The 24,565-nt window shown below is 28.8% G+C and carries 26 protein-coding genes; 3 read left to right on the top strand and 23 right to left on the bottom strand.

Features of this window, described 5'->3' with window-relative positions; all coding sequences use genetic code 11:
• Positions 1–54 precede the first annotated feature (54 nt).
• From AAT22_RS06280 to pta, 8 genes are all read right to left on the bottom strand, one after another.
• Positions 55–1,089 carry a radical SAM protein gene (locus AAT22_RS06280; protein WP_047000605.1) on the bottom strand — a complete coding sequence of 345 codons (1,035 nt, stop codon included), beginning with the start codon at positions 1,087–1,089 and terminating at the stop codon, positions 55–57.
• Positions 1,082–1,780 (bottom strand): ribonuclease III, encoded by a 699-nt coding sequence (gene rnc, locus AAT22_RS06275; RefSeq protein ID WP_016206400.1) that lies wholly within the window; start codon positions 1,778–1,780, stop codon positions 1,082–1,084. Before rnc ends, AAT22_RS06280 begins: the two co-directional genes overlap by 8 nt.
• A 131-nt stretch (positions 1,781–1,911) precedes the next feature.
• Positions 1,912–2,142: an acyl carrier protein gene (gene acpP, locus AAT22_RS06270; RefSeq protein ID WP_016206401.1), complete on the bottom strand. Its 231-nt coding sequence runs from the start codon at positions 2,140–2,142 to the stop codon at positions 1,912–1,914.
• Positions 2,143–2,217: 75 nt separating this feature from the next.
• A complete protein-coding gene (gene plsX, locus AAT22_RS06265) occupies positions 2,218–3,219 on the bottom strand; it encodes a phosphate acyltransferase PlsX (protein WP_016206402.1) in 1,002 nt (333 codons plus the stop codon).
• A 56-nt stretch (positions 3,220–3,275) separates the two neighbouring features.
• Positions 3,276–3,461 carry a 50S ribosomal protein L32 gene (gene rpmF / locus AAT22_RS06260; protein ID WP_008678357.1) on the bottom strand — a complete coding sequence of 62 codons (186 nt, stop codon included), beginning with the start codon at positions 3,459–3,461 and terminating at the stop codon, positions 3,276–3,278.
• Positions 3,462–3,463: 2 nt separating this feature from the next.
• Positions 3,464–3,973 (bottom strand): DUF177 domain-containing protein, encoded by a 510-nt coding sequence (locus AAT22_RS06255; RefSeq protein ID WP_016206403.1) that lies wholly within the window; start codon positions 3,971–3,973, stop codon positions 3,464–3,466.
• A gap of 226 nt (positions 3,974–4,199) precedes the next feature.
• A complete protein-coding gene (locus tag AAT22_RS06250; protein ID WP_016206404.1) occupies positions 4,200–5,396 on the bottom strand; it encodes an acetate kinase in 1,197 nt (398 codons plus the stop codon).
• 25 nt (positions 5,397–5,421) lie between these two features.
• Positions 5,422–6,423: a phosphate acetyltransferase gene (gene pta / locus AAT22_RS06245; RefSeq protein WP_016206405.1), complete on the bottom strand. Its 1,002-nt coding sequence runs from the start codon at positions 6,421–6,423 to the stop codon at positions 5,422–5,424.
• Between the two features lie 223 nt (positions 6,424–6,646).
• Here pta and AAT22_RS06240 point away from each other — a divergent pair, with 223 nt between their 5' ends.
• Together AAT22_RS06240 and ylbJ are read left to right on the top strand one after the other, a co-directional pair.
• The gene (locus AAT22_RS06240; RefSeq protein WP_084820725.1) at positions 6,647–7,852 is read left to right on the top strand and encodes a nucleotidyltransferase; all 1,206 of its coding nucleotides are present in this window, start codon (positions 6,647–6,649) and stop codon (positions 7,850–7,852) included.
• Positions 7,853–7,899: 47 nt separating this feature from the next.
• Entirely contained in the window at positions 7,900–9,090 is a 1,191-nt protein-coding gene (ylbJ, locus tag AAT22_RS06235) for a sporulation integral membrane protein YlbJ (RefSeq protein WP_047000603.1), read from the top strand.
• Here the strand turns inward: ylbJ and AAT22_RS06230 are convergent.
• The 6 genes from AAT22_RS06230 to AAT22_RS06205 all read right to left on the bottom strand — a co-directional run bounded on the left by AAT22_RS06230 (position 9,076) and on the right by AAT22_RS06205 (position 14,894).
• On the bottom strand, positions 9,076–9,612 hold the full coding sequence (locus tag AAT22_RS06230; protein ID WP_016206408.1) for a hypothetical protein: 537 nt from the start codon (positions 9,610–9,612) through the stop codon (positions 9,076–9,078). The two genes, ylbJ and AAT22_RS06230, sit on opposite strands and share 15 nt — an antisense overlap.
• Positions 9,613–9,637: 25 nt before the next feature.
• Positions 9,638–10,111, bottom strand: a complete 474-nt coding sequence (gene coaD / locus AAT22_RS06225; protein WP_016206409.1) for a pantetheine-phosphate adenylyltransferase — start codon at positions 10,109–10,111, stop codon at positions 9,638–9,640.
• 17 nt (positions 10,112–10,128) lie between these two features.
• On the bottom strand, positions 10,129–10,683 hold the full coding sequence (rsmD, locus tag AAT22_RS06220; RefSeq protein WP_016206410.1) for a 16S rRNA (guanine(966)-N(2))-methyltransferase RsmD: 555 nt from the start codon (positions 10,681–10,683) through the stop codon (positions 10,129–10,131).
• A 64-nt stretch (positions 10,684–10,747) separates the two neighbouring features.
• A complete protein-coding gene (gene recG, locus AAT22_RS06215) occupies positions 10,748–12,778 on the bottom strand; it encodes an ATP-dependent DNA helicase RecG (RefSeq protein ID WP_047000602.1) in 2,031 nt (676 codons plus the stop codon).
• A gap of 86 nt (positions 12,779–12,864) precedes the next feature.
• Positions 12,865–14,535, bottom strand: a complete 1,671-nt coding sequence (locus AAT22_RS06210; RefSeq protein ID WP_047000601.1) for a DAK2 domain-containing protein — start codon at positions 14,533–14,535, stop codon at positions 12,865–12,867.
• A gap of 11 nt (positions 14,536–14,546) precedes the next feature.
• Positions 14,547–14,894 (bottom strand): Asp23/Gls24 family envelope stress response protein, encoded by a 348-nt coding sequence (locus AAT22_RS06205; RefSeq protein WP_016206413.1) that lies wholly within the window; start codon positions 14,892–14,894, stop codon positions 14,547–14,549.
• 238 nt (positions 14,895–15,132) lie between these two features.
• On the opposite strand from AAT22_RS06205, the gene rpmB reads away from it, so the two are divergent.
• Positions 15,133–15,324 carry a 50S ribosomal protein L28 gene (rpmB, locus tag AAT22_RS06200; protein WP_008678335.1) on the top strand — a complete coding sequence of 64 codons (192 nt, stop codon included), beginning with the start codon at positions 15,133–15,135 and terminating at the stop codon, positions 15,322–15,324.
• Positions 15,325–15,563: 239 nt separating this feature from the next.
• On the opposite strand, the gene AAT22_RS06195 is transcribed toward rpmB, so the two are convergent.
• The 9 genes from AAT22_RS06195 to fmt all read right to left on the bottom strand — a co-directional run bounded on the left by AAT22_RS06195 (position 15,564) and on the right by fmt (position 24,555).
• Complete coding sequence (locus AAT22_RS06195; protein ID WP_047000600.1) at positions 15,564–16,199, bottom strand: thiamine diphosphokinase; 636 nt, start codon at positions 16,197–16,199, stop codon at positions 15,564–15,566.
• A 1-nt stretch (position 16,200) separates the two neighbouring features.
• Complete coding sequence (rpe, locus tag AAT22_RS06190; protein ID WP_016206415.1) at positions 16,201–16,848, bottom strand: ribulose-phosphate 3-epimerase; 648 nt, start codon at positions 16,846–16,848, stop codon at positions 16,201–16,203.
• Positions 16,842–17,711, bottom strand: a complete 870-nt coding sequence (gene rsgA, locus AAT22_RS06185; RefSeq protein WP_016206416.1) for a ribosome small subunit-dependent GTPase A — start codon at positions 17,709–17,711, stop codon at positions 16,842–16,844. Before rsgA ends, rpe begins: the two co-directional genes overlap by 7 nt.
• 131 nt (positions 17,712–17,842) lie before the next feature.
• Complete coding sequence (pknB, locus tag AAT22_RS06180) at positions 17,843–19,777, bottom strand: Stk1 family PASTA domain-containing Ser/Thr kinase (RefSeq protein ID WP_047000599.1); 1,935 nt, start codon at positions 19,775–19,777, stop codon at positions 17,843–17,845.
• 1 nt (position 19,778) lies between these two features.
• Positions 19,779–20,498 carry a Stp1/IreP family PP2C-type Ser/Thr phosphatase gene (locus tag AAT22_RS06175; protein WP_016206418.1) on the bottom strand — a complete coding sequence of 240 codons (720 nt, stop codon included), beginning with the start codon at positions 20,496–20,498 and terminating at the stop codon, positions 19,779–19,781.
• 15 nt (positions 20,499–20,513) lie between these two features.
• Complete coding sequence (gene rlmN / locus AAT22_RS06170) at positions 20,514–21,545, bottom strand: 23S rRNA (adenine(2503)-C(2))-methyltransferase RlmN (RefSeq protein ID WP_047000598.1); 1,032 nt, start codon at positions 21,543–21,545, stop codon at positions 20,514–20,516.
• Between the two features lie 7 nt (positions 21,546–21,552).
• On the bottom strand, positions 21,553–22,872 hold the full coding sequence (rsmB, locus tag AAT22_RS06165; protein ID WP_047000597.1) for a 16S rRNA (cytosine(967)-C(5))-methyltransferase RsmB: 1,320 nt from the start codon (positions 22,870–22,872) through the stop codon (positions 21,553–21,555).
• Between the two features lie 11 nt (positions 22,873–22,883).
• Positions 22,884–23,582, bottom strand: coding sequence for a zinc metallopeptidase (locus tag AAT22_RS06160; protein ID WP_047000596.1), 699 nt, complete (start codon positions 23,580–23,582; stop codon positions 22,884–22,886).
• Between the two features lie 46 nt (positions 23,583–23,628).
• On the bottom strand, positions 23,629–24,555 hold the full coding sequence (fmt, locus tag AAT22_RS06155; protein WP_047000595.1) for a methionyl-tRNA formyltransferase: 927 nt from the start codon (positions 24,553–24,555) through the stop codon (positions 23,629–23,631).
• Between the last annotated feature and the right edge of the window lie 10 nt (positions 24,556–24,565).

The following is a 24,565-nucleotide window of genomic DNA, read 5'->3' as shown; positions in this document are numbered from 1 at the left end:
TTATAGTAAAGATAGTAAAATATCAATAATAAGGTAGGCAAAATCTTGCCTACCTTATATACTAACCTTTTCTATTCTTTTTAGTACGATAATATTAACATTCCCTCTGTTTATCTTATCTTTGGTAGTAACTGCTAGTTTCCCATTATGATTATATTTTAAGTTATTAAAATACACTTTCTTATTTGCGTAAAGCTTGCTTAAATCCTTTGAATTTATTTCTATTATAATATCTTCATCTCTATTTATAGATGATTTTATTTTATCACAAAGCAAGCTGCCTTCCACTAACTCTCTAAAAGCTGGATGGAAAGGTCCATCTATAATATCTTTGCCCCAAGTAATATTTTCTGTTGGTTGAAGACCAATCCTAATTATATTAACATTTGCCTCTTTATATAATTTGTATAATTCTTTAGATACACAAACAGCTTCTTCTAAGGAATATGGAGTATACTCTCCTCTTTTATACATTTCTTCCATAGGTGTATCTTTTATCACTAATGATGGGTATATTCTACATATATCTGGTTCCATTTCTATTGATTTTTTTACAGTTTCAATATCCTTTTCAAAATTATCTCCTGGTAATCCTGGCATTATTTGATGCCCTAATGTAATTTTATATTCTTTTATAAGCCTAGAAGCTCTTTTCACATCTTCTGAACTATGACCTCTTCCAGATAACCTTAATACTTCATCATTCAATGATTGAACTCCTAGCTCAATTATATCTACTTTATATTCTTTTAAGTAATCTAATATGTATTTATTTATTGCATCAGGTCTTGTAGACATTCTAATTTTATCTATATAACCTTTTTCCTTATATTCTTTTGCAACAGATAATAATTCCTTTTGTTTATTTATATCTATTGCTGTAAATGTTCCTCCAAAAAAAGATATTTCAATAGTTGAATTATTATGGTCTATTGTTTTAATATACTCTTCTACTGTCTTTCTTACATCTTCATCTGTCACTTCTTTATTAACAGCTCTAGCTATTTTATCTTGATTACAAAATACACATTGATGGGGACAGCCCTGATGAGATACAAATATAGGTATTATATAATGCTTTTTACTCATTAGATTCCTCCAAAGCTCGTAGTGCCTCTTTAGCTGCATTTTGTTCTGATTCTTTTTTACTATATCCTTCACCTTTACCATATTCCTTATCTTCTATTATAACTGAAGTAAAGAATTTTCTTCTATGAGGAGGTCCTTCATACTTAAGCAATTCATATACTATTGATACTTCGCCTGATTTTTGCATTTCTTCTTGAAGTTTTGTTTTATAGTCTAACACTATACTATTATTAATTGCTTTATCTATTATTTCTTTAAAATGACCTATTATATAATCCTTAACAAATTCAAGGCCCTTATCTAAATAAATTCCTGCAATTAAAGCTTCTACGGCATCTGCTATTATAGATACTCTTTCTCTTCCCCCCGTTAGCTCTTCTCCTCTACTTATCCTTATAAAATATCCTAAATTTAATTTTTTACCAATTTCATAAAGTGAATTTTCACAAACTATTAAGCTTCTTATTTTTGTTAATTCACCTTCACTTTTGTTTTTATAATTTAAAAATAAATATTCAGTAATACATAACTGTAGTATTGAATCTCCTAGAAATTCAAACCTTTCATTATATTCTTGATCTTTATGTTGATTAGCATAAGAACTATGAGTTAATGCAACCTTTAAAAGAGTAGGCTCATTAAAGGTTAGTCCTATATTTTCCTCAACTTCTTTTATATTAAACTTCGCCATTTTATACACTCCTTGAAGTTTATTCTTCAATTTGCTTTTTAACAAAATATCTTTAATAGAGCAAATTCAAGAATAAACCAAATTATATCATAATTTTTAAATATAAAATCCCGCATTAAAGCGGGATTATACTACTCTTCAACATGATTCTTTAAATACTTAACTACATCTCCAACAGTTTTAAAGTTTTCTGCTTCTTCATCTGGGATTTCTGTGTCTAATTCATCTTCTAAAGCCATCATAAGTTCAACTAAATCTAATGAATCTGCATTTAAATCTTCAACGAATGAAGAGTCCATTGTTATATCATCTTCGTTAATGCTTAATTTCTCAGCTATTATTTCTCTAACTTTTTCAAACATCTAATTCACCTCCTACATACATCATTTAGATAATATTATATATTATTTATCTAGTCAATATGCATATTGGTATAATTATATATTATTTTGAAGTTCTTCTTTTATTTTTTCTAATACTTTATTCTCATAAAAAGTTTTTGTTTGTCTTATAGCATTTTTAAAAGCCTTTCCATCTGAGCTTCCATGAGCTTTTATACAAATACCTTCAACGCCTAAAAATGGTGCTCCACCATATTCTTTATAATCAAATTTTGTTTTTAATGCTTTAAAAACAGGACTTAAAAGACCTGCACCAACTTTTCTCATTATTCCTCCAGATAAAATCTCTTCTTTTATCATTCCTAATAATGTTGAAGCTACACCTTCATACATTTTTAACAAAGTATTTCCTACAAAACCATCGCAAACTAAAACATTTACATCACCTTTTGATGTATCTCTTGGTTCTACGTTGCCAACAAAATTCAAACTAATTTCTTCTTTTAATAGCTTGTGAGCATTTTTAGTTAACTCATTACCCTTTTCTTCTTCTGCTCCTATATTAACTAGCCCTATTGAAGGTTCTGCTTTGCCCAATACTCCTTGATAATACACCTTGCCCATCTTAGCAAATTGTAATAAATAGTTAGGCTTACAATCTACATTTGCCCCAGCATCTACTATCATAAAGCTACCATTTCTACCTGGCATAATTGGAGCAAGTGCTGGTCTTTCTACGCCCTTTATTCTTCCAACTATAAGTGTACAGCCAGCCAAAAATGCCCCTGTACTACCTCCTGATATAATTGCATCACATTCCTTTTCTTTTACAAGTCTTAATGCTTTGCATATACTTGAATCTTTTTTCTTCTTTAAAGCCATTACTGGATGTTCATTTGGAGAAATAACTTCTCTTGCATCAACTATATTAATTAGCTTTTCATCATATTGGTATTTCTTTAGCTCTTCTTCTATTTGCTCTTTAGGCCCAGTTATATAATATTCTATTCCTTTGTATTCCTTTAAAGCCTGTATAACACCTTCTATTACAGCCTTAGGTGCATTATCTCCGCCCATGCCATCTATAGCTATCTTCATAATACCATTCGCCCCTTTTCTTTATATATAAAGAAAAGAAAGTCATTAGACTTTCTTTATTCTTCTACTGAAGCAACTACTTCTTTACCTTTATAGAAGCCACAATTCTTGCAAACTCTGTGAGCTAGCTTCATTTCGTGACATTGTGGACACTCAACTATTCCAGGTAAGCTCGCCTTAAAAGTTTGAGCTCTTCTTGAATTTCTCTTTGCTCTATATGTTTTTCTAGCAGGATTTCCCATTACTACACCTCCTTATTTCCAAACAACTCTTGTAACTTTGCCAGTCTTAAGTCTACATCATTTGTCTCACATTGACAAGAACCTTCATTAAGATTTTTACCGCATTGGTAGCAAAGTCCCTTACAGTCATCTGTGCAAAGTCTCTTAATAGGTAAGGTTGAAATAATAACATTTTCAACTATTTTAGTAATATCTAAAGTATCACTATCTACAAAAATAATTTCCTCATTTTCTTGAAGTTCCTTATTATTTGTAAACCTTTCTTCTATATCAATATCTATTGGATAGATAAAGGCCTCTAGGCATCTTGAACAGTTTAATTTTAATTTTGTCTTTATTGAAGCTTTTAAAGTTAAAACATCTCCAATAGAAATTAGATCTCCAACTAAATTTATAGCTTCTATAGCTTCTATTTGATCTCCATCAAAAGAAAGTGGAGCTAATTCATATGTTACATTTATTTCTTTTTTTCTTTTCTTAGATGAAATTAAGTCTGAAAATTGTATAATCATATGTATTTGCTCTAGACTAAGTCCTCATATCCTTTAGGATACATTATACACATTATGTGTATAGCTTGAGCAAAGCTTCATTTCACTCCTTAGATAAATATTTGCCGAATAAACACAATTTATTATATAAAGTGCACCATTAAAAGTCAAGTAATTTATTGTAAATTACTTAACTAATAATTATGCACTCAAAAATATATCTATTGAATATTACAATTTCTATAAATTACTTAATTAATTCAAGAGTATCTCTTGCAATAACTAATTCTTCATTAGTTGGTATAACAAAAGCTTTTACCTTACAATCAGCTTTTGATATTTCTCTTAATTTTCCTCTAACATTATTTTTCTCAGTATCTATTTCTACACCTAAGAATTCTAATCCTTTTAAGATTGATTCTCTAGTTTCTGGTCCATTTTCTCCAACTCCAGCAGTAAATACAATAGCATCAACTCCACCCATAATAGCAGCGTATGATCCAATTGTAGCTCTTACCTTATATTCAAATATAGAAAGTGCTAATTTAGCTCTATGTATGCCTTCTTTAAAAGCAGCATCTTCAATATCTCTAAAATCTGAACTGATTCCTGATATTCCAAGAACTCCTGATTTTTTATTTAGTAAATCATTAACCTCATCTATTGATAAACCTTCTTCTTTCATTAAGAAAGTTACTATAGCAGGATCTATATTTCCACTTCTTGTTCCCATAGCAACACCTTCAAGTGGTGTAAAGCCCATTGATGTATCAATAGAAACACCATCTTTAACAGCACATAAACTTGCACCATTTCCTAAATGACATGTAACTATCTTTAAGTCTTTTATATCTCTTCCCATAACTTCTGCCACCTTTTGAGAAACATATTTATGAGAAGTCCCATGGAATCCATATTTTCTTATGCCATGCTTTTTATATAAATCATATGGAAGTGCATATAAATATGATTCTTCTGGCATTGTTCCATGAAACGCAGTGTCAAATACTACTACCATTGGAGTATTTGGCATTAGTTCTTCACAAGCTTCTATTCCTATCATATTTGCAGGATTGTGAAGTGGTGCTAATTTAAAGCATTGTTTTATATACTCTTTAACTTCTTCATTAACAATTACTGAGTTTTTATACTTTTCTCCACCATGAACAACTCTGTGTCCAACTGCTGATATTTCATCCATTGATGAAATTACTCCATGCTCACTATCTACTAAAGTATCTAAAACTAGCTTTATAGCAACTTTATGATCCTCCATTGGTTGTTTAACTATATACTTATCTCTGCCTTCAACCTTTTGAGTTAAAACTGAACCTTCAATTCCTATTCTTTCCACTAACCCTTGAGCTAATGCCTCTTCAGTAGTCATATCTATTAATTGGTATTTAAGCGATGAACTACCGCAATTAATTACTAATACTTTCATTTGTTATACTCCTTCCTAACAGTTATTATTTTTGAGATTGTGCTTGAACTGCAGTTAATGCAACAACATTAACTATATCATCAGAACTACATCCTCTTGATAAATCATTTATTGGTTTTGCAAAACCTTGGCACATAGGTCCTATAGCCTCTGCATTTGCAAATCTTTGAACTAACTTATATCCTATATTTCCACTTTGTAAATCTGGGAATATTAATACATTAGCTTTACCTGCCACATCACTATTTGGAGCTTTCTGAGATGCTACCTTGTCAACTATAGCCGCATCTAATTGCAACTCACCATCTATTAATAAATCTGGTCTTAATTCCTTTGCAAGTTCTGTAGCCTTTCTAACTTTATCAACCATTTCGTGATCTGCGCTTCCCATTGTTGAAAATGATAACATAGCTACTCTTGGTTCTATCTTACAAAGATTTTTAGCTGTATCTGCTGTAGCTATTGCTATTGCTGCTAACTGCTCATAAGTTGGGTTCGGATTAACTGCACAGTCTGAGAATAAAAGCATCCCTTCTTCTCCATATTTTGAGCCTGGTACCATCATTATGAAGAAACTTGATACAACAGATACTCCTGGTGCAGTTTTTATTATTTGTAGTCCCGGTCTAAGTAAATCTCCTGTAGTATGTATAGCACCAGAAACCATTCCATCAGCATCATCTAATTTAACCATCATAGTTCCAAAATACAATGGATCTCTTACTATTTTTTCAGATTTTTCTAAAGTCATTCCTTTACTTTTTCTTAATTCATAAAACTCATTAACATAAGTTTGTAATCTTTCTGAAGTGTTTGGATCGACTATTTCGATTCCTTCTAAGTTCACTCCTAGTTCTTTTGCTTTTTCATTTATTTTGTTTTTATCTCCAACTAGAACTGGATAAGCTAAACCAAGTTCTTCGATCCTTTGTGCAGCAACTAGTGTTCTTTCCTCATCACCTTCTGGAAGAACTATTCTTCTTTTATCAGCCTTTGCTGCATCCCATAATTTATTCATAAGTTCCATAATAATTACTCCTTTCAAAAAGATACGGACTCATCTTCATATATTAATATACTCCTAAATAACTATAACTTTCAACATAAAAATATACGAAAGATTTAATTCTTTATATTATAAATATTCTGAATACTTTTGCTTGTCCGTAATCCTTCTCCTTTATATTAGTCTTTTATTAAATTTTTATTATGTTATAATGATTTTATATTTCCCATTAAGGAGTGTATTTATGAATATAACAGGAATAATAACGGAGTATAATCCTTTTCACAATGGTCATCTTTACCATTTAGATTCTGCAAAAAGAGAAACAAATTGTGATGGTATAGTTTGTATAATGAGTGGTAACTTCGTTCAAAGAGGTGAGCCAGCATTAATAGATAAATGGAAAAGAGCTGAAATGGCTATTTTAAATGGAGTTGATTTAGTTTTAGAATTACCAACTTTTTATGCTTTATCTTCTGCTGAATTTTTTGCAAGAGGTTCAGTATATATTCTTGATTCAATTAATGTAATCAAGAACATTTTTTTTGGAAGTGAATGTGGAGATATCAACTTATTAACTAAAATTGCTAAAATATTAACAGATGAATCTAATGAATTAAAGTTAGAGATTAAAGAAAATCTAAAAAAAGGAATGACTTATGCTAAGGCTCGAGAACTTTCTTTAATAAAAATTTTAGAAGATGACTCTTTGAAAGAAATTTTATCAAATTCAAATAATATCTTAGGAATAGAATATATAAAGGCTTTAATTCTTTTGAATAGTTCAATTAAACCTTTAACTTTAAAAAGAGAAGGCGCTAAATATAATGATAAAGAACTAAATAGTCTCTTTTCTTCCGCTACTAGTATAAGAGAAAGTCTTAAAAACAATTTATCTTTAGATAATTTAAAAAATTATATTCCAAGTGTTTCATTAAATATGTTATACACTTTAAAAGATAAAAACTATCCTTTTGTCTTTGAAAAAGATATGTATGAATATATTAAATATAAACTCATTACAAATTGTATAGATTTTAACAATCTTTTTGAAATAAAAGAAGGCTTAGATAATAAATTCTTAAAAGAAATATATTACAGCACATCTTATGAAGATTTAATATTTAGAGTAAAAAGTAAAAGATATACTTATACCAAAATTTCTAGATTAATGTCTCAGATATTTTTATCTTTAGATAGATATTCTTTTAAAGATTTAATAAATCCAGATAATCTTTACGCTAAAGTTCTTGGATTTAATGATAACGGTCGTCTTATATTAAAGGAAATGAAGAAAAAATCAAAAATCCCCATTATAACAAAGGTTTCCAAAAACATAAATAATCCTCTTTTAAATCTAGATATTCAAGCTACTAAAGCATATTCAATATTAAATAATAAAGTGAATCCACTAAATGATTATTTAATGTTACCTATAATAAAAAGTTAATATTAGAAAGCCATAGGCATATAAATACTATATAGGAGGTAAATTTTATGTTTAGTATTTTTATTTTATGGCTTTTAATTTTTTTTCTAGTAGCATTACTTTTAAAACTTTTAGATATTAAGAAAAATTATCTTATTTGTTTCGCAATTACTATATTTATAATTATATTTGTAATAAATCTAGAGGTTAGTATTTCAGCTGCTATAAATGGTACAAAACTTGTTATCACAGCAATATTACCAACAATTTTTCCATTTAGTGTCATATGCAACTTATTAATCTACTATGATGGAATAACCCTTTATTCTAAAATTCTTGGGCCTTTAATTTGTAAACCTCTAGGTCTCTCTAGAAATTGCTCTTTTCCCTTGGCTGCAAGTTTTATATGTGGTTATCCATTAGGAGCAAAATACTCTTCTGACATTTATGAGCTTGGATATATACATAAAAGTGAATATGAAAGACTTTTAAATATAGCATCTAATGCAGGGCCAATTTTTATTTTAGGAGCAGTTGCAACTGCTATGTTATATGATGTAAAACTCGGGTATATTTTATTGATAGCTAATTATTTTTCTATAATTATTGTAGGTTTTTTAACAAGAAGAAACTTAAAACTTAAAGTTTCTTATTCAAATTTAAATAATACTTATAAAGAGCTTCCCTTTGGTATTAATCTAAAAAATTCCATTGAAAATGCAGTTGCTACAACTATAAATGTAGGAGCTTTTGTTATAATATTTTCAGTACTAATAAGTATAATAAAAAGCAACACTTATATAAGCATTGCTTTTAAATATTTAGAAGACTTAATTAACTTGCCTGTTGGAACGCTATATAATCTTTTTTTAGGAAGTATTGAATTTACAAATGGATGTAAATTAATCTCTAATTCTAATATATCTATGAGTTTAAAATTAAGCATGATGAGCTTTATTTTATCATTTTCAAGCTTATCTGTTATAGCTCAAGTAAGCTCTATAGTAAGTAAAAGTAGTCCTAATATGAAGAAATATATATTTTATAAGTTTATACAAGGATTACTAAGTTTTATAATAACTTTTATTTCAAGTAATATACTTTTAACCTCAGTTCCAACTTCAAATATTATTACAAATGAAAATTACAATATTTATACACTTTATAAATATTTTATTCCTATACTATTGTTTTTTCTATTAACACTATTAATATCTATAACTCTAAAAAGTTTTAAGAAGAAATTACATTCCTCTTAACTCTGAAATATTTTCCTTTATTTTTGACCCTGTGCTACTTAGTTTTTCATCTATCTCTTTTGCTGCTATTTCAAAGGATTTTTGCATATTTTCAATTAGAATATTTCTTTTTTCTTCAATTTCTCGATCTAATTGAGATAAAATTTCTGTTGAATACTCTCTAGATCCAATTCTAATTGCCTTAGCATCTCTTTGTGCTAGGGCAATTATTTCATTAGCTCTTATTTTAGCTTCCTTCACTACATCATGATTTTCAACTTTTTGTTTCATCATTTCTAAAATTTCACTTTTAGTTGATTCATACTCTTTTTGAGCATCTCCAAGTATTCTATCTTTTTCAGTCATTACCCATTGTGCTTTTTTTAATTGATCTGGAAGATAATTTATTACTTGATCTATTACTTCTAAAAATTCCTTTTTATCTACTACACTTTTACCTGTTATAGGTACCTTAGGTGCTGTTTCTATAAGCTCTTCCAAATATTCCAAAAGTTCTATTATATTAACTTCTGTCTTCTCCATACCTTTTCCCCCTCGATAAAACAATTTAAAACTTATCTATAATTTCTGATATTAATTCGTTAGGTACAAGCCCTTCAATATTTCCACCAAATTTAGCAACTTGCTTTACTGAAGATGAACTCACATAAGAATACGCTGAGGAAGTCATCATAAAAACCGTCTCTATATCTGGATTTAATTTCGAATTCATAAGTGCCATTTGAAATTCATATTCAAAATCTGATATTGTTCTAAGGCCCTTTAATATAACCTTTGAATTATGTATCTTTGCAAAATCCACTAATAATCCTTCAAAACTTAATACTTCTACGTTTTTTAAATTCTTAGTAACTTTTTTAATTAACTCAACTCTCTCTTCAATATTAAATAAACACTTTTTATCTACATTTACTAATACTGCAACTATAAGTTTATCATAAATCTTAGAACCTCTAGTTATAATATCTAAATGTCCTTTAGTAATAGGATCGAAACTCCCTGGATATACTGCTATATTCATATCTATCACCTTTTTATTTACTCCTCATATTTATAAAAACATACTGTTGTATTTCCATATTTTCTACTTTGTAATAATTTTATATCTTTATATCCTTCGTATATTTCCTCTATAGAATCTATTTTTGTAACTATTATTCCATTTTCCTTCAGCATATTATTTTCTTTTACTATTTTGATTGCTTCTGGAATCATTTCCTTACAATAAGGTGGATCTATAAATATAATATCAAAAGTTATTCCTTTATTGCTTAACATCTTTAAAGCATCATATGAATCCATATTTAATGGAACACAGAAATCTTCAAACTTTAAACTCTTAACATTTTGCTTTAACAAAGGAAATGTAGTATTACTTTTGTCAATTAAATAAACTTCCTTTGCCCCTCTGCTTGCTGCTTCTAAACCAAGACTTCCTGTTCCTGCAAACACATCTATAGCCACAGCATCCGGTATGTATCCTTGAATTATACTAAACATAGCTTCTTTTACTCTGTCTAAAGTTGGTCTAGTTTCCATGGTAGCTGGAGGTATTAATTTTTTCCCTCTTGCTTTACCTGCTATTATTCTCATTTAGTTTCCTCCTTAGGTACTATCATTTCAATTTTATCACAATATTTATTCATATACAATTTTTTTAATTAAAACAAATATATCGACTATATCTTTCAATAGAATTTGATATTTCTCTACACAATTTTACATGTTCTATTTCATTAGAACTAATTAAATTATTAGCTTCATATCTTGCACATTTTAATATATCTATATCTTCATATATATCTGCAAGAACAAGACCTATATCTCCACTTTGTCTTATACCAAACATCTCACCTGCTCCTCTGAGCTTTAAATCTTGCTCAGATATATAAAATCCATCTGTTGATTCTACCATTATTTCCATTCTTTTTTTTGTTTTTTGATTTTTTGCATTTCCAATAAGAATACAATAAGATTCATACTCTCCTCTTCCTACCCTTCCTCTTAGCTGATGAAGCTGTGCTAAACCAAATCTCTCCGAATTTTCTATTATCATCATTGAAGCATTTGGTACATTTACTCCAACTTCAATTACAGTAGTTGAGATAATAACTTTAATTTTATCTTCCTTAAACAAATTTATAAGTTCGTCTTTTTCTTTCGGCTTCATTTTGCCATGTAATATTTCTATACTTACATTTTTAAATACATCGTCTTTTAATTCTTCATAAAGTTTTTCAACTGAATTCAATTCCATTTTTTCATTTTCTTCGATTAATGGACAAACTATATAAACTTGCCTTCCTTTTCTTATTTCATCTAAGGCTAATTTATAAGCTAACATTCTATCATTTTCAGAATAGAATTTTGTAGCTATCTTTTTTCTTCCTGGAGGTAGCTTATCAATAATTGAAACATCTAAGTCTGAGTACATATATAAAGCTAAAGTTCTAGGGATAGGGGTTGCTGTCATAACTAAAACATCTGGTCGTCTTCCTTTGTTTATAAGTTTATTTCTTTGCTCAACGCCAAATCTATGTTGCTCATCTGTAATAACAAGGCCTAAATTAGTAAAATCTACATCCTCTTGTATTAATGCATGTGTTCCTATTACTATAATCGGTTCGCCTGTGGAAATTCTCTCTTTTATTCGTTTCTTTTCTTTTAAGCTAGTACTCCCAGTTAATAATTCAACTTCTACATCAAAAGCTTCTAATATTTTCAAAGTTTCTTTATAATGTTGATTTGCAAGTATTTCTGTTGGAGCCATTAGAGATGCTTGAAATCCATTTTTTATAACATTAAACATTGCTATTATTGCAACTATAGTTTTACCACTACCAACATCACCTTGAACAAGTCTATTCATTGGATAATTACTTTTTTGATCTCTTAATATTTCTCTAACAACTTTAGTCTGTGCCTCTGTTAACTTAAATGGTAATGCTTCTTTTAAATTCGTCAATTGCTTATGCCAATAAAATGAAATCCCATTTTTGTTTCTAAGATTATTTTTTAGTAATAAAAGTTTCATTGAATATGTAAATAGCTCTTGAAACTTTAATCTTACTAGTGCTTTATCTAATTCATTTTTATCTTTTGGAAAATGAATTTCTCTTATTGCTCTATCCAATCCTATCATATTATACTTTTCTAGCATTATTTCTGGTAAATTGTCTGTTATAACTATCTCATCTAATATTTGATTTATAAGCTTAGTAATTATTTTATCACTTAAATCACCTTTCAAAGGATATTTAGGTATTATTTCACTTTTCTTCGCATCTCTACATCCGATAATAGGGTTTATAACTTCTAATAAGTTACCTACTTTTTTAAATTTCCCAACTAACTCATAAGATTCATTTAATCTATAAGAATTTTTTATATATCTTTGATTGAACCATTTTCCAACAACAATGTGTCCTTTATAATCAAACTTTATTGTTGTTATAATTTTCCCTGTTTTGGTTTTTATATCTCTATCATACCCTATTACTCTACAGCTTAAAATTTGTTTTTCTTCACCATCTATTTCATTAAAATCTATATCACTTCTTATAAATTCATAATCTCTTGGGAAATATAGCAGTAAATCATATATAGTAAAAATTCCGCATCTATTAAGCTTTTCACTAAGCTTTGGTCCTACTCCTTTTAGAGTAGATATTTCCATGGATATATTCATTTGCTCACCCTCAAAATTTTAATTCACTAAATATTAAAGCACAAGTTTCTACTTATGTAAATAAAGTAAAAACTTGCGCTTTTTTATTATTCTACTGATACTAAGAAATAATAAAGAGGCTGTGCTCCTTTATAGCATTGAACATCTAACTCTTCATACTTTTCTTCTATTTTCTCTGCAAATTCTTCTGCTTCTTCTTCTGTTACATCTGCACCATAGAAAATTGTTATAAGTTCACTGTCTTCGTCAATCATATCAGAAAGTATTTCTTCTGTAATATCAAAATAAGATTCTCCAACTCTCTTTATTTTACCTTCAATCAAACCAAGAATATTTCCTTCTTTTATTTCTATTCCATCCATTTCTGTATCTCTTACTGCATAAGTTACAGAACCTGTCTTAACCATTTCTCTTGCTTCCTTAAGATTTTCTACATTTTCATCAACTTCTAGTTCTGGATTAAACATTGTAACACATGTTATTCCTTGAGGTATTGTAGTTGTTGGTATTACCCTGACATCTTTATCTGCAATTTCAGCTGCTTGATTTGCTGACATTATTATATTTTTATTATTTGGTAAAACAAAAATATGTTCAGCATTTAATTTAGATACACATTCCATTATATCTTGAGTTGAAGGGTTCATTGTTTGGCCACCTTCTATAACATAGTCAACACCTAAATCCTTGAATATATTAGTTATACCTTCACCCATTGCAACTGCCACAAATGCATATTTCTTCTTTTCCTGTTCTAACTCTTCAACTGCTGCTTCACCTTCAAAGTGAGCTGAATCATCTATGTTAGCTTCTTTATATTCTTCTTTGCTTAAAAGTACTTCCCTATGCTCTTCCCTCATATTATCTATTTTTATTTTTGATAATTCTCCTAATTTAACAGCCTTTGCTAAAACAGCTCCTGGGTCATTTGTATGAATATGTACCTTTATAACATCTTCATATCCAACTACAACTTGTGAGTCTCCCATAGGAGTTATATCATCTCTAAATTTTTCAGCTTTACTAGCATCTGCTAAAATTATAAATTCAGTACAATAACCAAATTTAATATCTATATCTTCTGTACCTTGAGCACCTTGCATTTTAGCAGTTGCTGGTTTAATATCCTTTATTTCAGCCTTAATATCATCTCTTAAGGCATCATACATTCCTTTAAGAATAATATATAGTCCCATTCCACCTGAATCTACAACCTTAGCTTTCTTTAATGCTGGTAATAAATCTGGTGTTTTATCTAACATTATTTTAGCTTCTGTTACTATAACGTCCATAATATCTACTATATCTTTTACATCTGTATCTATCGCTGCATCAGCGGCAGCTCTTATAACAGAAAGTATAGTTCCTTCTGTTGGTCTCATAACAGCCTTATATGCGGCGTTACTACCTTCCTTAAAAGCTATAGCAAGTTCTATAGCGTCTACTTCATTTTTTCCTTCTAGGCCCTTAGAAATACCTCTTAATATTTGAGAAAGAATTACTCCTGAGTTTCCTCTTGCTCCCATTAAAGCCCCTTTAGCAAGCTTTTTTGAAGTTTCAGCAATTGACATAGAATTTAATCCTTCTATCTCTTTAACTGCAGCCTTAAAAGTAGCTGACATATTGGTTCCTGTATCTCCATCTGGAACAGGGAATACATTTAAAGCATTAACGTATTCGCTTTCTTCTAACAATCTGTTGCTAGCATTAACAACCATGTTATAAAAATCATGGCCATTTATTTTCTGATATTTCATCTTTTTACCTCCTAGACTCTAACTGCTTGAACATTTACTGTAACAGATGAAACTTTTAATCCAGTAAAGTTTTCCACGCTATAACGTACCTTTTGTATTATGTTATTAGCTATTACAGAAATCTTTGTTCCATATTCAACCATAACATATAATTCTATAACTAATTTATCTTCATTAAATTTCAGCTTAACACCCTTGCTTAAATTTTCTATTCTCATTAATTCCCATAATCCCTCAGTTGCATTCTTAGAAACCATACCAACTACTCCATAGCACTCCATAGTTGAAAGTCCAACTATTTTTGCAAGCACTTCGTCTGAATAATGTATATTTCCAAGTTCATTTGAATATCCTACCATATAGAATCCTCCTTATAAATATCCTTATACTATATTTTATATTACTTATATTTATTATTCAAGTAAATCTTACATAGCTTATTATATGAAGATAACATTATATATATAAATATTTTTTAATTTAAAAGTTTTTTCATTTTTTTCTCATTTTCTATTGCTTTTCTAAGGCTTACTATGTTAAAATTTAATCTGTCCTATTGAAGAGAAATTATCTTCACAAATAAGGAGGTGTTTTCAAGTGGCAAGAAGATGCGAAGTTTGTAATAAAGGGGTTGTATCTGGAACTCAATACTCCCACTCACATCGTCAATCAAAGAGAACTTGGGCTCCTAACATAAAGAGAGTAAAGGCTTTAGTTAACGGAACACCAAAAACAGTTCATGTATGTACAAGATGCCTTAGATCTGGTAAGGTTCAAAGAGCAATATAAGTTCAAATAGAAAATGCAATTGGTTTTAACAATTGCATTTTTTATTTTATATTTAATTATTTTGTCATACATTTTTCATATGTAGTTATCTTTTCCTTTTAAAAAATCTAATAAAATTTGAAATAAATCTTGGTAATTTTATAGCTATTATCTTCATAAATTCTCCCTCCATAAAAAATCACTCATCTCTTTATATACATTGTATGCAAATAAACAAAATGAGTGATTATTTTTTTTATTTAATCTTTAGAATAAATAACCATTATAATTCCACTATCAAAAGTTATTTTTATGTCTTTTCCTACAAATTCATTAGAAGTAGTTAAACCATCACCCAAAGATAGATCATAATTTAATAAATCATATTTAGAATTTTTTATAGTAAAATTTTTTACTATTTCACAATATGCATGAAAAGATATAATATCCCCTTTATTTCCTCTTAATATCATACTTTTATCACATAAAAAAATTCTATTATTATCATCTACTATTTCAACATGAATAGATTTCTTTAGTCCTTTTAACATAAGTCCAATATTACTTAATGAATGATCATATCTAGTTCCAGTTGCTCCTAAAAGTATTATTTCTGTTGCTCCTTCTTCAAGAGCTAAGTTAAATGCAATTTCTGTATCTGTAAAATCCTTTTCCTTTTTGTATTTTATTTTTTTACAGCCATTGGCTTCCATACAAGCTATTATCTTATTATCCGCCGAATCAAAATCACCCAGTATGTATTTTGGAGATATATTATATTGGTATAGTACCTCACAACCTTTATCCGCACCTATTATAATATCTGCTTTTTTATATGATTCTAACAACAGATGCTTAGATGGTGCTTTTCCTCCTGATACTATTAAAGCCTTCATTTTATTTTCCTCTTATTACTTCTATATTTTCTTTAAGTTTTCCATCTCCAAATACTGCTGAACCAGCAACTAAAACATTTGCTCCTGCATTAATTATATCTTTTGCATTTGTTTTATCTACTCCTCCATCTACTTCTATTAATAAGTTTTCATTTAACTTTGAGCTCATTTCTTTAACTTCTCTAATTTTATCTAAAGAATATGGTATAAACTTTTGTCCTCCAAAGCCTGGGTTAACTGACATTATTAATACTAAATCTAATTTACTTATTATATCTTTCAAAACAAAGGTTGGAGTTCCTGGATTTAATGATATACCAGCTTTAATTCCCTTTGACTTTATATATTCTATTGCTCTATCTATGTGTTTTTCCGCTTCATAATGTATTGTAATTATATCTGCTCCTGCATTTACGAAATCATCTATATACCTTGAAGGGTTTTCTATCATTAAATGAACATCGAATATCTTAGTTGTTTTATTTCTTATTGATTTTATTACTGGTAATCCTATACTGATGTTAGGTACGAAATTTCCATCCATAACATCTATATGAATAAAATCTGCTCCTGCTTTATCTACGTTTATAATTTCCTCACCTAATTTTGAAAAGTCTGCTGATAATATTGATGGTGATATCTTTACCATTTGTATTTTTCCCCCTCTAATAATTCTTCTAATATTCTTATATAAAAATTATATCTTATTTCATTGATTTTATTTTCTTGTAATGCCTTCTTTACTGAGCATTCAGGTTCCTTATTGTGAAGACATCCTCTAAACTTACAATTATGATTATATTCCTCAAACTCAGGAAAGCAATATCTAAGTTCATCTTTATTCATAAAGCTAATATCTATATTGGAAAATCCCGGGCTATCAACTAAATAACCCCCTTCTATTTCTATAAGTTCACTGTGTCTTGTAGTATGTTTACCCCTACCTATTTTCTTTGATACAACTCCTGTTTCCATATGAGTTCTATTTATAAGAGTATTTATTAAAGTAGATTTTCCTGCACCTGATGGCCCACATAAAACAGTTTCATTATTTTTTAACCTTTCCTTAAGAAGAGTAATCCCCTCCCCTTTTTTAGCATTTATGAATAATACATCATAACCAATATCATTAATCTTCTTTTTAATTTCTTCCTTTTCTTCTGTACTTGCTAAATCTACCTTGTTTAAGCATACTATTGCCTTTATATTATTATATTCGCATAGTATCAAAAATCTATTTAAAAGGTCAAAATTAATATCTGGATTTTTTACTGCAAATACTACAAAAGCTTGAGTAACATTTGCTACGGTAGGTCTTATTAATTCCGAGGATCTATCATATATATCTTCAATTACCCCTTTTCCATTAGAGATATTTATATCTACATTATCTCCAACCATAGGCTTCATATCCTTATGCCTAAACTTTCCTCTCGCTTTACATTCTATTATATCATCTTTAGTTTTAACATAGTAAAACCCACCAATTCCTTTTATAATTTTTCCTTCCATACTTCCTCCAAAAAATTTAATCTTTATATTTTATAATAAACAGATTTCACCAAAAAATGCAAATAAATTTTATAAAAATAAAAATCAGCTTAAATGCTGATTTTTATTTTTATAAATAATTTCCATTATTACTATTGTTGATTTTCAGTATTCTCTGGCTTTTCTGATTTTTTTGCTTTTATTTCTACTGTTTGACCTTCTTTTATTTCTTTAGTAAAGCTTTCAACTATATCTCCACTACCAATTATCTTATAAGATATATTATTTCTAAGAAGTATTTTTATTGCATCATCTACCTTCATTCCTGCTTCAAGGCCTAATCCTGCAATATCTATAATTTTTTCCTCAAACTTTCCTACTGTTAAAGTTATTGGGGTTCCTTCGGTTCGTTGAGAATCAGAATCAGATTGTTTTAATATTACACCATCTTGGCTTTTATCATTGGTAACTTCATAATTAATAGTTACTACAAGCTTAAGCTTTTCTAGCGTCTCTTTTCCCTTAGCTTCCTTTTCTCCTACTACATTAGGTACATTAACAAGTTTAACTTCTGGTCCTTTACTTATAATTATTTCTATTTCAGTTTTTTTACTAATTTTAGTACCAGCAGATGGGCTTTGTTTAATTAAATACCCATTTTCTACTTTATCATTATATTCTTCCTTAATAGTATAATTAGTAAATCCTTGAGTTTGTAATGTTTTCTCAATATTTGTTTTTTCATAATCTCTAAAATCAGGCATATCTACTTGTTCTTCTCCTGCTGAAACTACAACATTAATTATTGAATCTTTCTTTACCTTTGTTCCTGATTTAGGGTCTGTTTGTAATATAGTATTTTCTGGTTTATCACTTTTTTCAGTGCTTTTAACTTTTATCTGTAATCCTAAAGCTTCAACTTCTGATTTAACTTCATTCACAGTTTTTCCAACTATATTAGGGACTTCAACTTCTTTATTACTATTTCCATTTGCTAGGAAGTATCCTATAGATCCTAAAATTAATACTAAAATTATTGCTCCGACTACAATTAAAGCCTTTTTAACACCATTTTTGTTTTTCTTTTTTTTCTTAACAGTTTCTTTATCGTCTTCGTCATATTCTTCATCATATTCTTCGTCTTCATCATCATAATAATCATCTTCTAACTTAGAAATATGAGTTGTCTTTTGACTTTGACTATTAATCGGACTCATTATTATAGTATGATCACTATTATCTACAACTTGAGAGCCTATTACTACATCAGGATTTTCTTGTATCTTTTGTAAGTCCTGAATTATTTCTTTAGCATTTTGATACCTCTTTATTGGTTCTTTTTCTATAGCTTTAAGTATTAACTTATTTAAACTATCCGGAATAGCAGAATTTATATTTTTAGGAGGAATAGGCTCTTCTTGCAAATGCTTTAATGCAACTGTAACTGGCGAATCACCTTCAAATGGTAATCTTCCTGTTACCATCTCATATAAAACTATTCCAAAAGAATATATATCTGATCTAAAATCAATATAAGTTCCTTTTGCTTGTTCTGGTGAAAGATAATGAGCTGATCCAATAATACTTGTAGTATTTGTTATTGTTTGTGAGTCTGTAGATTTTGCTATACCAAAATCAGTAACCTTAACTTCGCCAGATTCAGTAACTAATATATTTTGTGGCTTTATATCTCTATGGATTATATTATTCTTATGTGCACAATCCAGAGCTTTAGCTATTTGAAGAGCTATTTTTATAGCTGTATTATAACTAAGCTTTCCACTATAATTAATTAACTCCTTCAAAGTTTTTCCGCTTATATATTCCATTACTATATAATCTATATCATCTTGAGTACCTACATCTAAAACATTAACTATATTAGTATCTGATAAATTTGCAATGGCAGTTGCTTCTCTTTTAAATTTTTGGGATATTTCCTTATTGTCTGCAAATTGCTTTTTTAATATTTTTACTGCTACAAATCTATTAAGCTTATTACATTTAGCTTTATAAACTTCAGACATTCCGCCTTCCCCTACTTTTTCAAGAAGTTCATATCTGCCACCTAGTATAATTCCATTCATATTACACCTCTCCTCCAAATAACATTACAGTTATATTGTCTCTTCCACCTTTAAATTTAGCTAGATTAACAAGTTCCTCACAAATATCCTGTAATTCTTTTTCTTCTAATTTAAATGATAAAATCTCTTCTAAGCCTATTTCATTTGTTAAACCATCACTACACATAAGGAAATAATCAAATTTATTTTTTTCTATGCTAAATAGATCTATATTTACAACTTCTTCTGTTCCTATTGCTCTAGTTATAACATTTTTTTGAGGATGATTTATAGCTTGTTCCTTTGAGATGCTACCACAATCTAAAAGTTCTTGAACTAAAGAATGATCTTTTGTTATCTTGGTTATTTCCTTTGATTTTATTCCAAAGCAAGAACTATCGCCAACATTTGCAACTTGAGTTATATTTTTAGTTATTAAACATGCAACTAAAGTTGTTCCCATTCCATTATAGGTTTCATTGCAGTGTGCTAAATTATACACCTTTGAATTTGCATGTTGAATAGCTTTTTCTAATATATTTCTACTATTCTCATCTTTAAAATTATCTTTTATGTATTTTATTAATGACTTTGAGGCAGTTTTGCTTGCAACTTCACCAGCATTATGCCCTCCCATTCCATCTGCTACTACATAAATTTTAAATTCTTCATTTTCATAAAATTCTGCATAATCTTCATTTAGGTTTCTTAAGTTACCCACGTCACTTTTTATACCAATCACCAATACCCACTCCCTCTAAATTTGAGACTTTAAGAAATTTCTCCTTAATTGACCGCAAGCAGCATTTATATCATTACCCATTTCTCTTCTTACTGTAACTTCAATTCCACTTTCTGATAATACTTTTTCAAAATCTTCTATAATTTTTTTTGAAGGCCTTTTCAAAGTATTTTCTTTTATTTCATTGACAGGTATAAGATTAACATGACATTGTCTTCCCCTTAACAATTTTGAAAGAGATTTCGCATCTTCTTTACCATCATTTATACCTGATACTAATGAATATTCAAAGGTTATTCTTCTGCCCGTTTTATTAAAGTAATAATCACAAGCTTCTAATATTTCCTTTATTGAATATTTATTAGCAATTGGCATTATTTCTCTTCTTTTTTCATCACTAAATGCATGTAATGATATAGCTAGTGTTATAGCATATCCTTTATCTGCCAGTTCATAAATTTTAGGTACTAACCCACAAGTAGACAGAGTTATGTGTCTTTGACCTATATTTAATCCATAATCAGAATTTACTAAATCTAAAAATTTAGTAACATTTTCATAATTATCTAAAGGCTCTCCACTTCCCATTAATACTATATTAGAAATTCTTTCACCTAATACCTTTTGAGCTAATATAACTTCTGATAATATCTCCCCAGCCGTTAAGTTCCTAACTCTTCCTTCTAAAGTTGACGCACAGAATTTACATCCCATTCTACATCCAATTTGAGTAGAAATACATATTGAATTACCATGCTTATATTTCATTATTACACTTTCGATGATGTTTCCATCATCGAAAGCTAATAATAACTTTTGAGTACCATCTAAAGTTGATTCATATTTCTCTACTACTTCTGGAATTCCTATATAAAAATTTTTACTAAGTTTATCAATTAAACTTTTAGGTAAATTCTTCATTTCTTCAAAATTCCAAGTATATTTATATATCCACGAAAAAATTTGTTTTGCCCTAAAGGCACTTTCTTCATTTTCCTTCATCCATAAGGAAACTTCTTCTAAACTGTAATCTAAAATGTTTTTCATATTTCACCTATTTTATTTTCTTTATTTTTCCCATAAAGAAACCATCCATAGAATCATTTGGCAATATAGTTAAGCTTCCATCTGCATTGTATATAAAGTTACTATTATTTCCTATATATACTTTTTCTACAGCTGCATCTTTATGCTTTGATAAGAACCATTGTAAATTTTCTTCATTTTCTTCTTTATTTAATGTACATGTAGAATATACAAGTGTTCCACCAGGTTTTAAATATTGCCATGCATTTTCCATTATTTCTCTTTGTATTGGAACTAAATCTTTTAATTGTTGTCTTGTTTTATTCCATTTTATTTCTGGTTTCTTTCTTATTATACCAAGTCCTGAACAAGGTACATCTATTAATACTTTATCTCCATAGCTTATATAATCACTATTTAGCTTAGTTGCATCCATAGCCTTACACACTATATTATTTAGTCCTAATCTCTTTGCATTTTCTTCTATAAGAGAAAGTTTATTTTCATGTAAATCAAAAGCTAAAACTTCACCAGTATTGCCTAATAATTCAGCAATATGTGTTGTTTTGCCACCTGGCGCAGCACAAAGATCTAAAACTTTATCTCCTTCTTTTAAATCTAATAAAGGTGCTACAAGCATTGCACTTTCATCTTGAACTGTAATAAGTCCTTCTTTAAAAAGTGCATTATCTTCAATTCCTTTTCCACCCTTTATTGCTATTCCTTCTGGGCAAGCATATCCTTCCTCAATATTATATCCAATCTCTTCCAATTTTTCGTAAACTTCATCATATTCTGCCTTAAATTCATTCACTCTAACAGTAACTTTTGGCGTCTCATTTAGGCCTGACATTAATTTCATAGTCTTTTCTTCACCATATTGTTTTATAAAAAGCCTTATCATCCAAGGTTGAAAAGAAAACTTATAAGCAAGTTCATCTATTCTGTTTCCTGGAACAACAATTTCTTTTTCATCTTTTATATAGTTTCTTAAAATTCCATTTACAAGTTTAGATGCTTCTAAAGAAACTTCTTTTGCTTCTTCAACAGCTTCATTACATGCCGCATATTCAGGTATTTTATCTAAAAAATACATTTGATAAATAGCTACTCTTAATATATTTAATACGGTTGTATCAATTAAATTAATATCTTTAACAAAATTTCCTATTAACACATCTAAAGTTCTTTTTCTTCTTAAAGTTCCATAAACAATTTCTGTTATAAGTCCTTTATCTTTATCTTCTATATCTCTTGTATTGAGTTCATTTGAAAGAACTAGGTTTGAATACGCTCCTTCTTCTAAAACTCTCTGTACTATTTGTCTTGCAAGTTTTCTACTGTTCATCCTTCTACCTCTTAATTATCATTATATCTATTATTTATAGCTATTAATCTTATTAGTTGAGAAATAGCCATAAGAGTTGCTGCTACATATGTCATTGCAGCTGCATCTAAAACCTTTTGCGCTCCTTTTAATTCCTCTCCATATAAGAAAGTTCTTGTTTTTAATATATTTAATGCTCTTGTCGAAGCATTAAATTCTACTGGAAGAGTTATAATTTGATAAATTACAGCTCCACTAAAAAATATTATACCTACCTTTGCAAATAATGGATTTCCTAAAAATATACCTATCATAAATAAGTATATTGATATTGAGCTCCCTATATTAACAACTGGAGCTATTTTCGTCCTTAAAGCTAAAGGAGCATAATGAGTTTGATGTTGAATTGCATGCCCACATTCATGAGCTGCTATTCCAGCAGCTGCTACAGTTGCACTATCATATACTTCCGGTGAAAGCCTTATTACTCTTAATGAAGGATCATAATGATCACCAAGGTGCTTACTATATCTTTCAACTTTTACATCAAAAAGTCCTGCACCATCTAATATATTTCTTGCAACCTCACTACCAGTAACACCACTTAAAGTTCTAACAGTTTTATATTTTTTATATGCACTGTCTATTTTAAATTGTGCCCAAAAAGCTATTATCATAGCTGGTATCAAAATTAAATAAGTTGAATCAAATAAAAATCCTGGATAAAACATAAATTTCTCTCCTTTATATATAGATTTATATTATTTATGGTAAAATCTAAATAAGTTTTTTATTTATTTCTAGTTCATTACCATTTGTATATTGTTCTATAGTTAAAGGCTTTCCATTTGGAAATTGAATTTTCTTAATTAACAATACCCCTAAATTTGTTGAAACTTTCATTCCTTCCTTAGATACATTTATTATAGTTCCTGGCTCTTTATTACTACTTTCTACTAAAACTTCACTTTCATATATCTTCATTGATTTATCATCATAAGTAGTATGTGCAATTGGCCATGGATTAAGTCCTCTAATTAAGTTATGAATATTTTTAGCAGAATTATTCCAATCTATCCTCCCCAAATCTTTATTTAGCATCTTTGCATAAAAGGTTTCCTCACACTGTCTTTCTGGAATTATGGTTCCTTTTGATAAACCATCTATAGTATTTAACAAAAGGTCTGCTCCTCTATACATTAATAAATCATGCAATTCTCCAGCTGTCATATTATCAGTTATCTCAATCTCATCTTTAAGAAGCATATCTCCTGTATCAAGTCCTACATCCATTAACATTGTTGTATTTCCTGATTTTTTTTCACCATTTATTATAGCCCAATTTAATGGGGCTGCTCCTCTATACATAGGTAATAAAGAAGCGTGTAAATTTATACAACCATACTTTGGAATATCTAAAACTTCTTTTGTCAATATTTGCCCAAAAGCTACAACTATTATAAAATCTGGTTTTAAATTTTTTAGATACTCTAAAGCTTCTTTATCAGCTTTTAGTTTAGTAGGTTGAAAAATTTTAATATTATTTTCTAATGCAACTTCCTTAACTGGTGAATATGATATTTTTTTACCTCTACCTTTTGGTTTATCAGGTTGAGTAAATACACTTTCAACTCCATAAACATCAATTATTTTTTTTAATGAAGGTACTGCAAAGTCTGGGGTTCCCATAAATACTATCTTCATGCTAATCCTC

Source organism: Clostridium sp. C8, from assembly GCF_001010885.1.
Lineage (GTDB): Bacteria > Bacillota > Clostridia > Clostridiales > Clostridiaceae > Clostridium > Clostridium sartagoforme.
The sequence above is the reverse complement of the archived record's forward strand: the minus strand, read 5'-3'. Positions and strand labels throughout refer to the sequence as shown.

Bases quoted from the DNA above. Each gene is read 5' to 3' on its own strand.
- AAT22_RS06205 (WP_016206413.1), bottom strand. From the start codon at position 14,894: ATGGTAGGATATTCAAATGAACTTGGAAATATACATTATTCAGACGAA.
- AAT22_RS06240 (WP_084820725.1), top strand. From the start codon at position 6,647: ATGAATATAACAGGAATAATAACGGAGTATAATCCTTTTCACAATGGT.
- AAT22_RS06250 (WP_016206404.1), bottom strand. From the start codon at position 5,396: ATGAAAGTATTAGTAATTAATTGCGGTAGTTCATCGCTTAAATACCAA.
- coaD (WP_016206409.1), bottom strand. From the start codon at position 10,111: ATGAATATAGCAGTATATCCAGGGAGTTTCGATCCTATTACTAAAGGA.
- rsgA (WP_016206416.1), bottom strand. From the start codon at position 17,711: ATGGAAGGAAAAATTATAAAAGGAATTGGTGGGTTTTACTATGTTAAA.
- acpP (WP_016206401.1), bottom strand. From the start codon at position 2,142: ATGTTTGAAAAAGTTAGAGAAATAATAGCTGAGAAATTAAGCATTAAC.
- AAT22_RS06210 (WP_047000601.1), bottom strand. From the start codon at position 14,535: ATGAAATATCAGAAAATAAATGGCCATGATTTTTATAACATGGTTGTT.
- AAT22_RS06230 (WP_016206408.1), bottom strand. From the start codon at position 9,612: ATGGAGAAGACAGAAGTTAATATAATAGAACTTTTGGAATATTTGGAA.
- rnc (WP_016206400.1), bottom strand. From the start codon at position 1,780: ATGGCGAAGTTTAATATAAAAGAAGTTGAGGAAAATATAGGACTAACC.
- ylbJ (WP_047000603.1), top strand. From the start codon at position 7,900: ATGTTTAGTATTTTTATTTTATGGCTTTTAATTTTTTTTCTAGTAGCA.
- rpmF (WP_008678357.1), bottom strand. From the start codon at position 3,461: ATGGGAAATCCTGCTAGAAAAACATATAGAGCAAAGAGAAATTCAAGA.
- rsmD (WP_016206410.1), bottom strand. From the start codon at position 10,683: ATGAGAATAATAGCAGGTAAAGCAAGAGGGAAAAAATTAATACCTCCA.
- rpe (WP_016206415.1), bottom strand. From the start codon at position 16,848: ATGGTAAAGATATCACCATCAATATTATCAGCAGACTTTTCAAAATTA.
- pknB (WP_047000599.1), bottom strand. From the start codon at position 19,777: ATGAATGGAATTATACTAGGTGGCAGATATGAACTTCTTGAAAAAGTA.
- fmt (WP_047000595.1), bottom strand. From the start codon at position 24,555: ATGAAGATAGTATTTATGGGAACCCCAGACTTTGCAGTACCTTCATTA.
- rsmB (WP_047000597.1), bottom strand. From the start codon at position 22,872: ATGAACAGTAGAAAACTTGCAAGACAAATAGTACAGAGAGTTTTAGAA.
- AAT22_RS06255 (WP_016206403.1), bottom strand. From the start codon at position 3,973: ATGATTATACAATTTTCAGACTTAATTTCATCTAAGAAAAGAAAAAAA.
- AAT22_RS06160 (WP_047000596.1), bottom strand. From the start codon at position 23,582: ATGTTTTATCCAGGATTTTTATTTGATTCAACTTATTTAATTTTGATA.
- rlmN (WP_047000598.1), bottom strand. From the start codon at position 21,545: ATGAAAAACATTTTAGATTACAGTTTAGAAGAAGTTTCCTTATGGATG.
- AAT22_RS06195 (WP_047000600.1), bottom strand. From the start codon at position 16,199: ATGAAGGCTTTAATAGTATCAGGAGGAAAAGCACCATCTAAGCATCTG.
- plsX (WP_016206402.1), bottom strand. From the start codon at position 3,219: ATGAAGATAGCTATAGATGGCATGGGCGGAGATAATGCACCTAAGGCT.
- recG (WP_047000602.1), bottom strand. From the start codon at position 12,778: ATGAATATATCCATGGAAATATCTACTCTAAAAGGAGTAGGACCAAAG.
- AAT22_RS06280 (WP_047000605.1), bottom strand. From the start codon at position 1,089: ATGAGTAAAAAGCATTATATAATACCTATATTTGTATCTCATCAGGGC.
- pta (WP_016206405.1), bottom strand. From the start codon at position 6,423: ATGGAACTTATGAATAAATTATGGGATGCAGCAAAGGCTGATAAAAGA.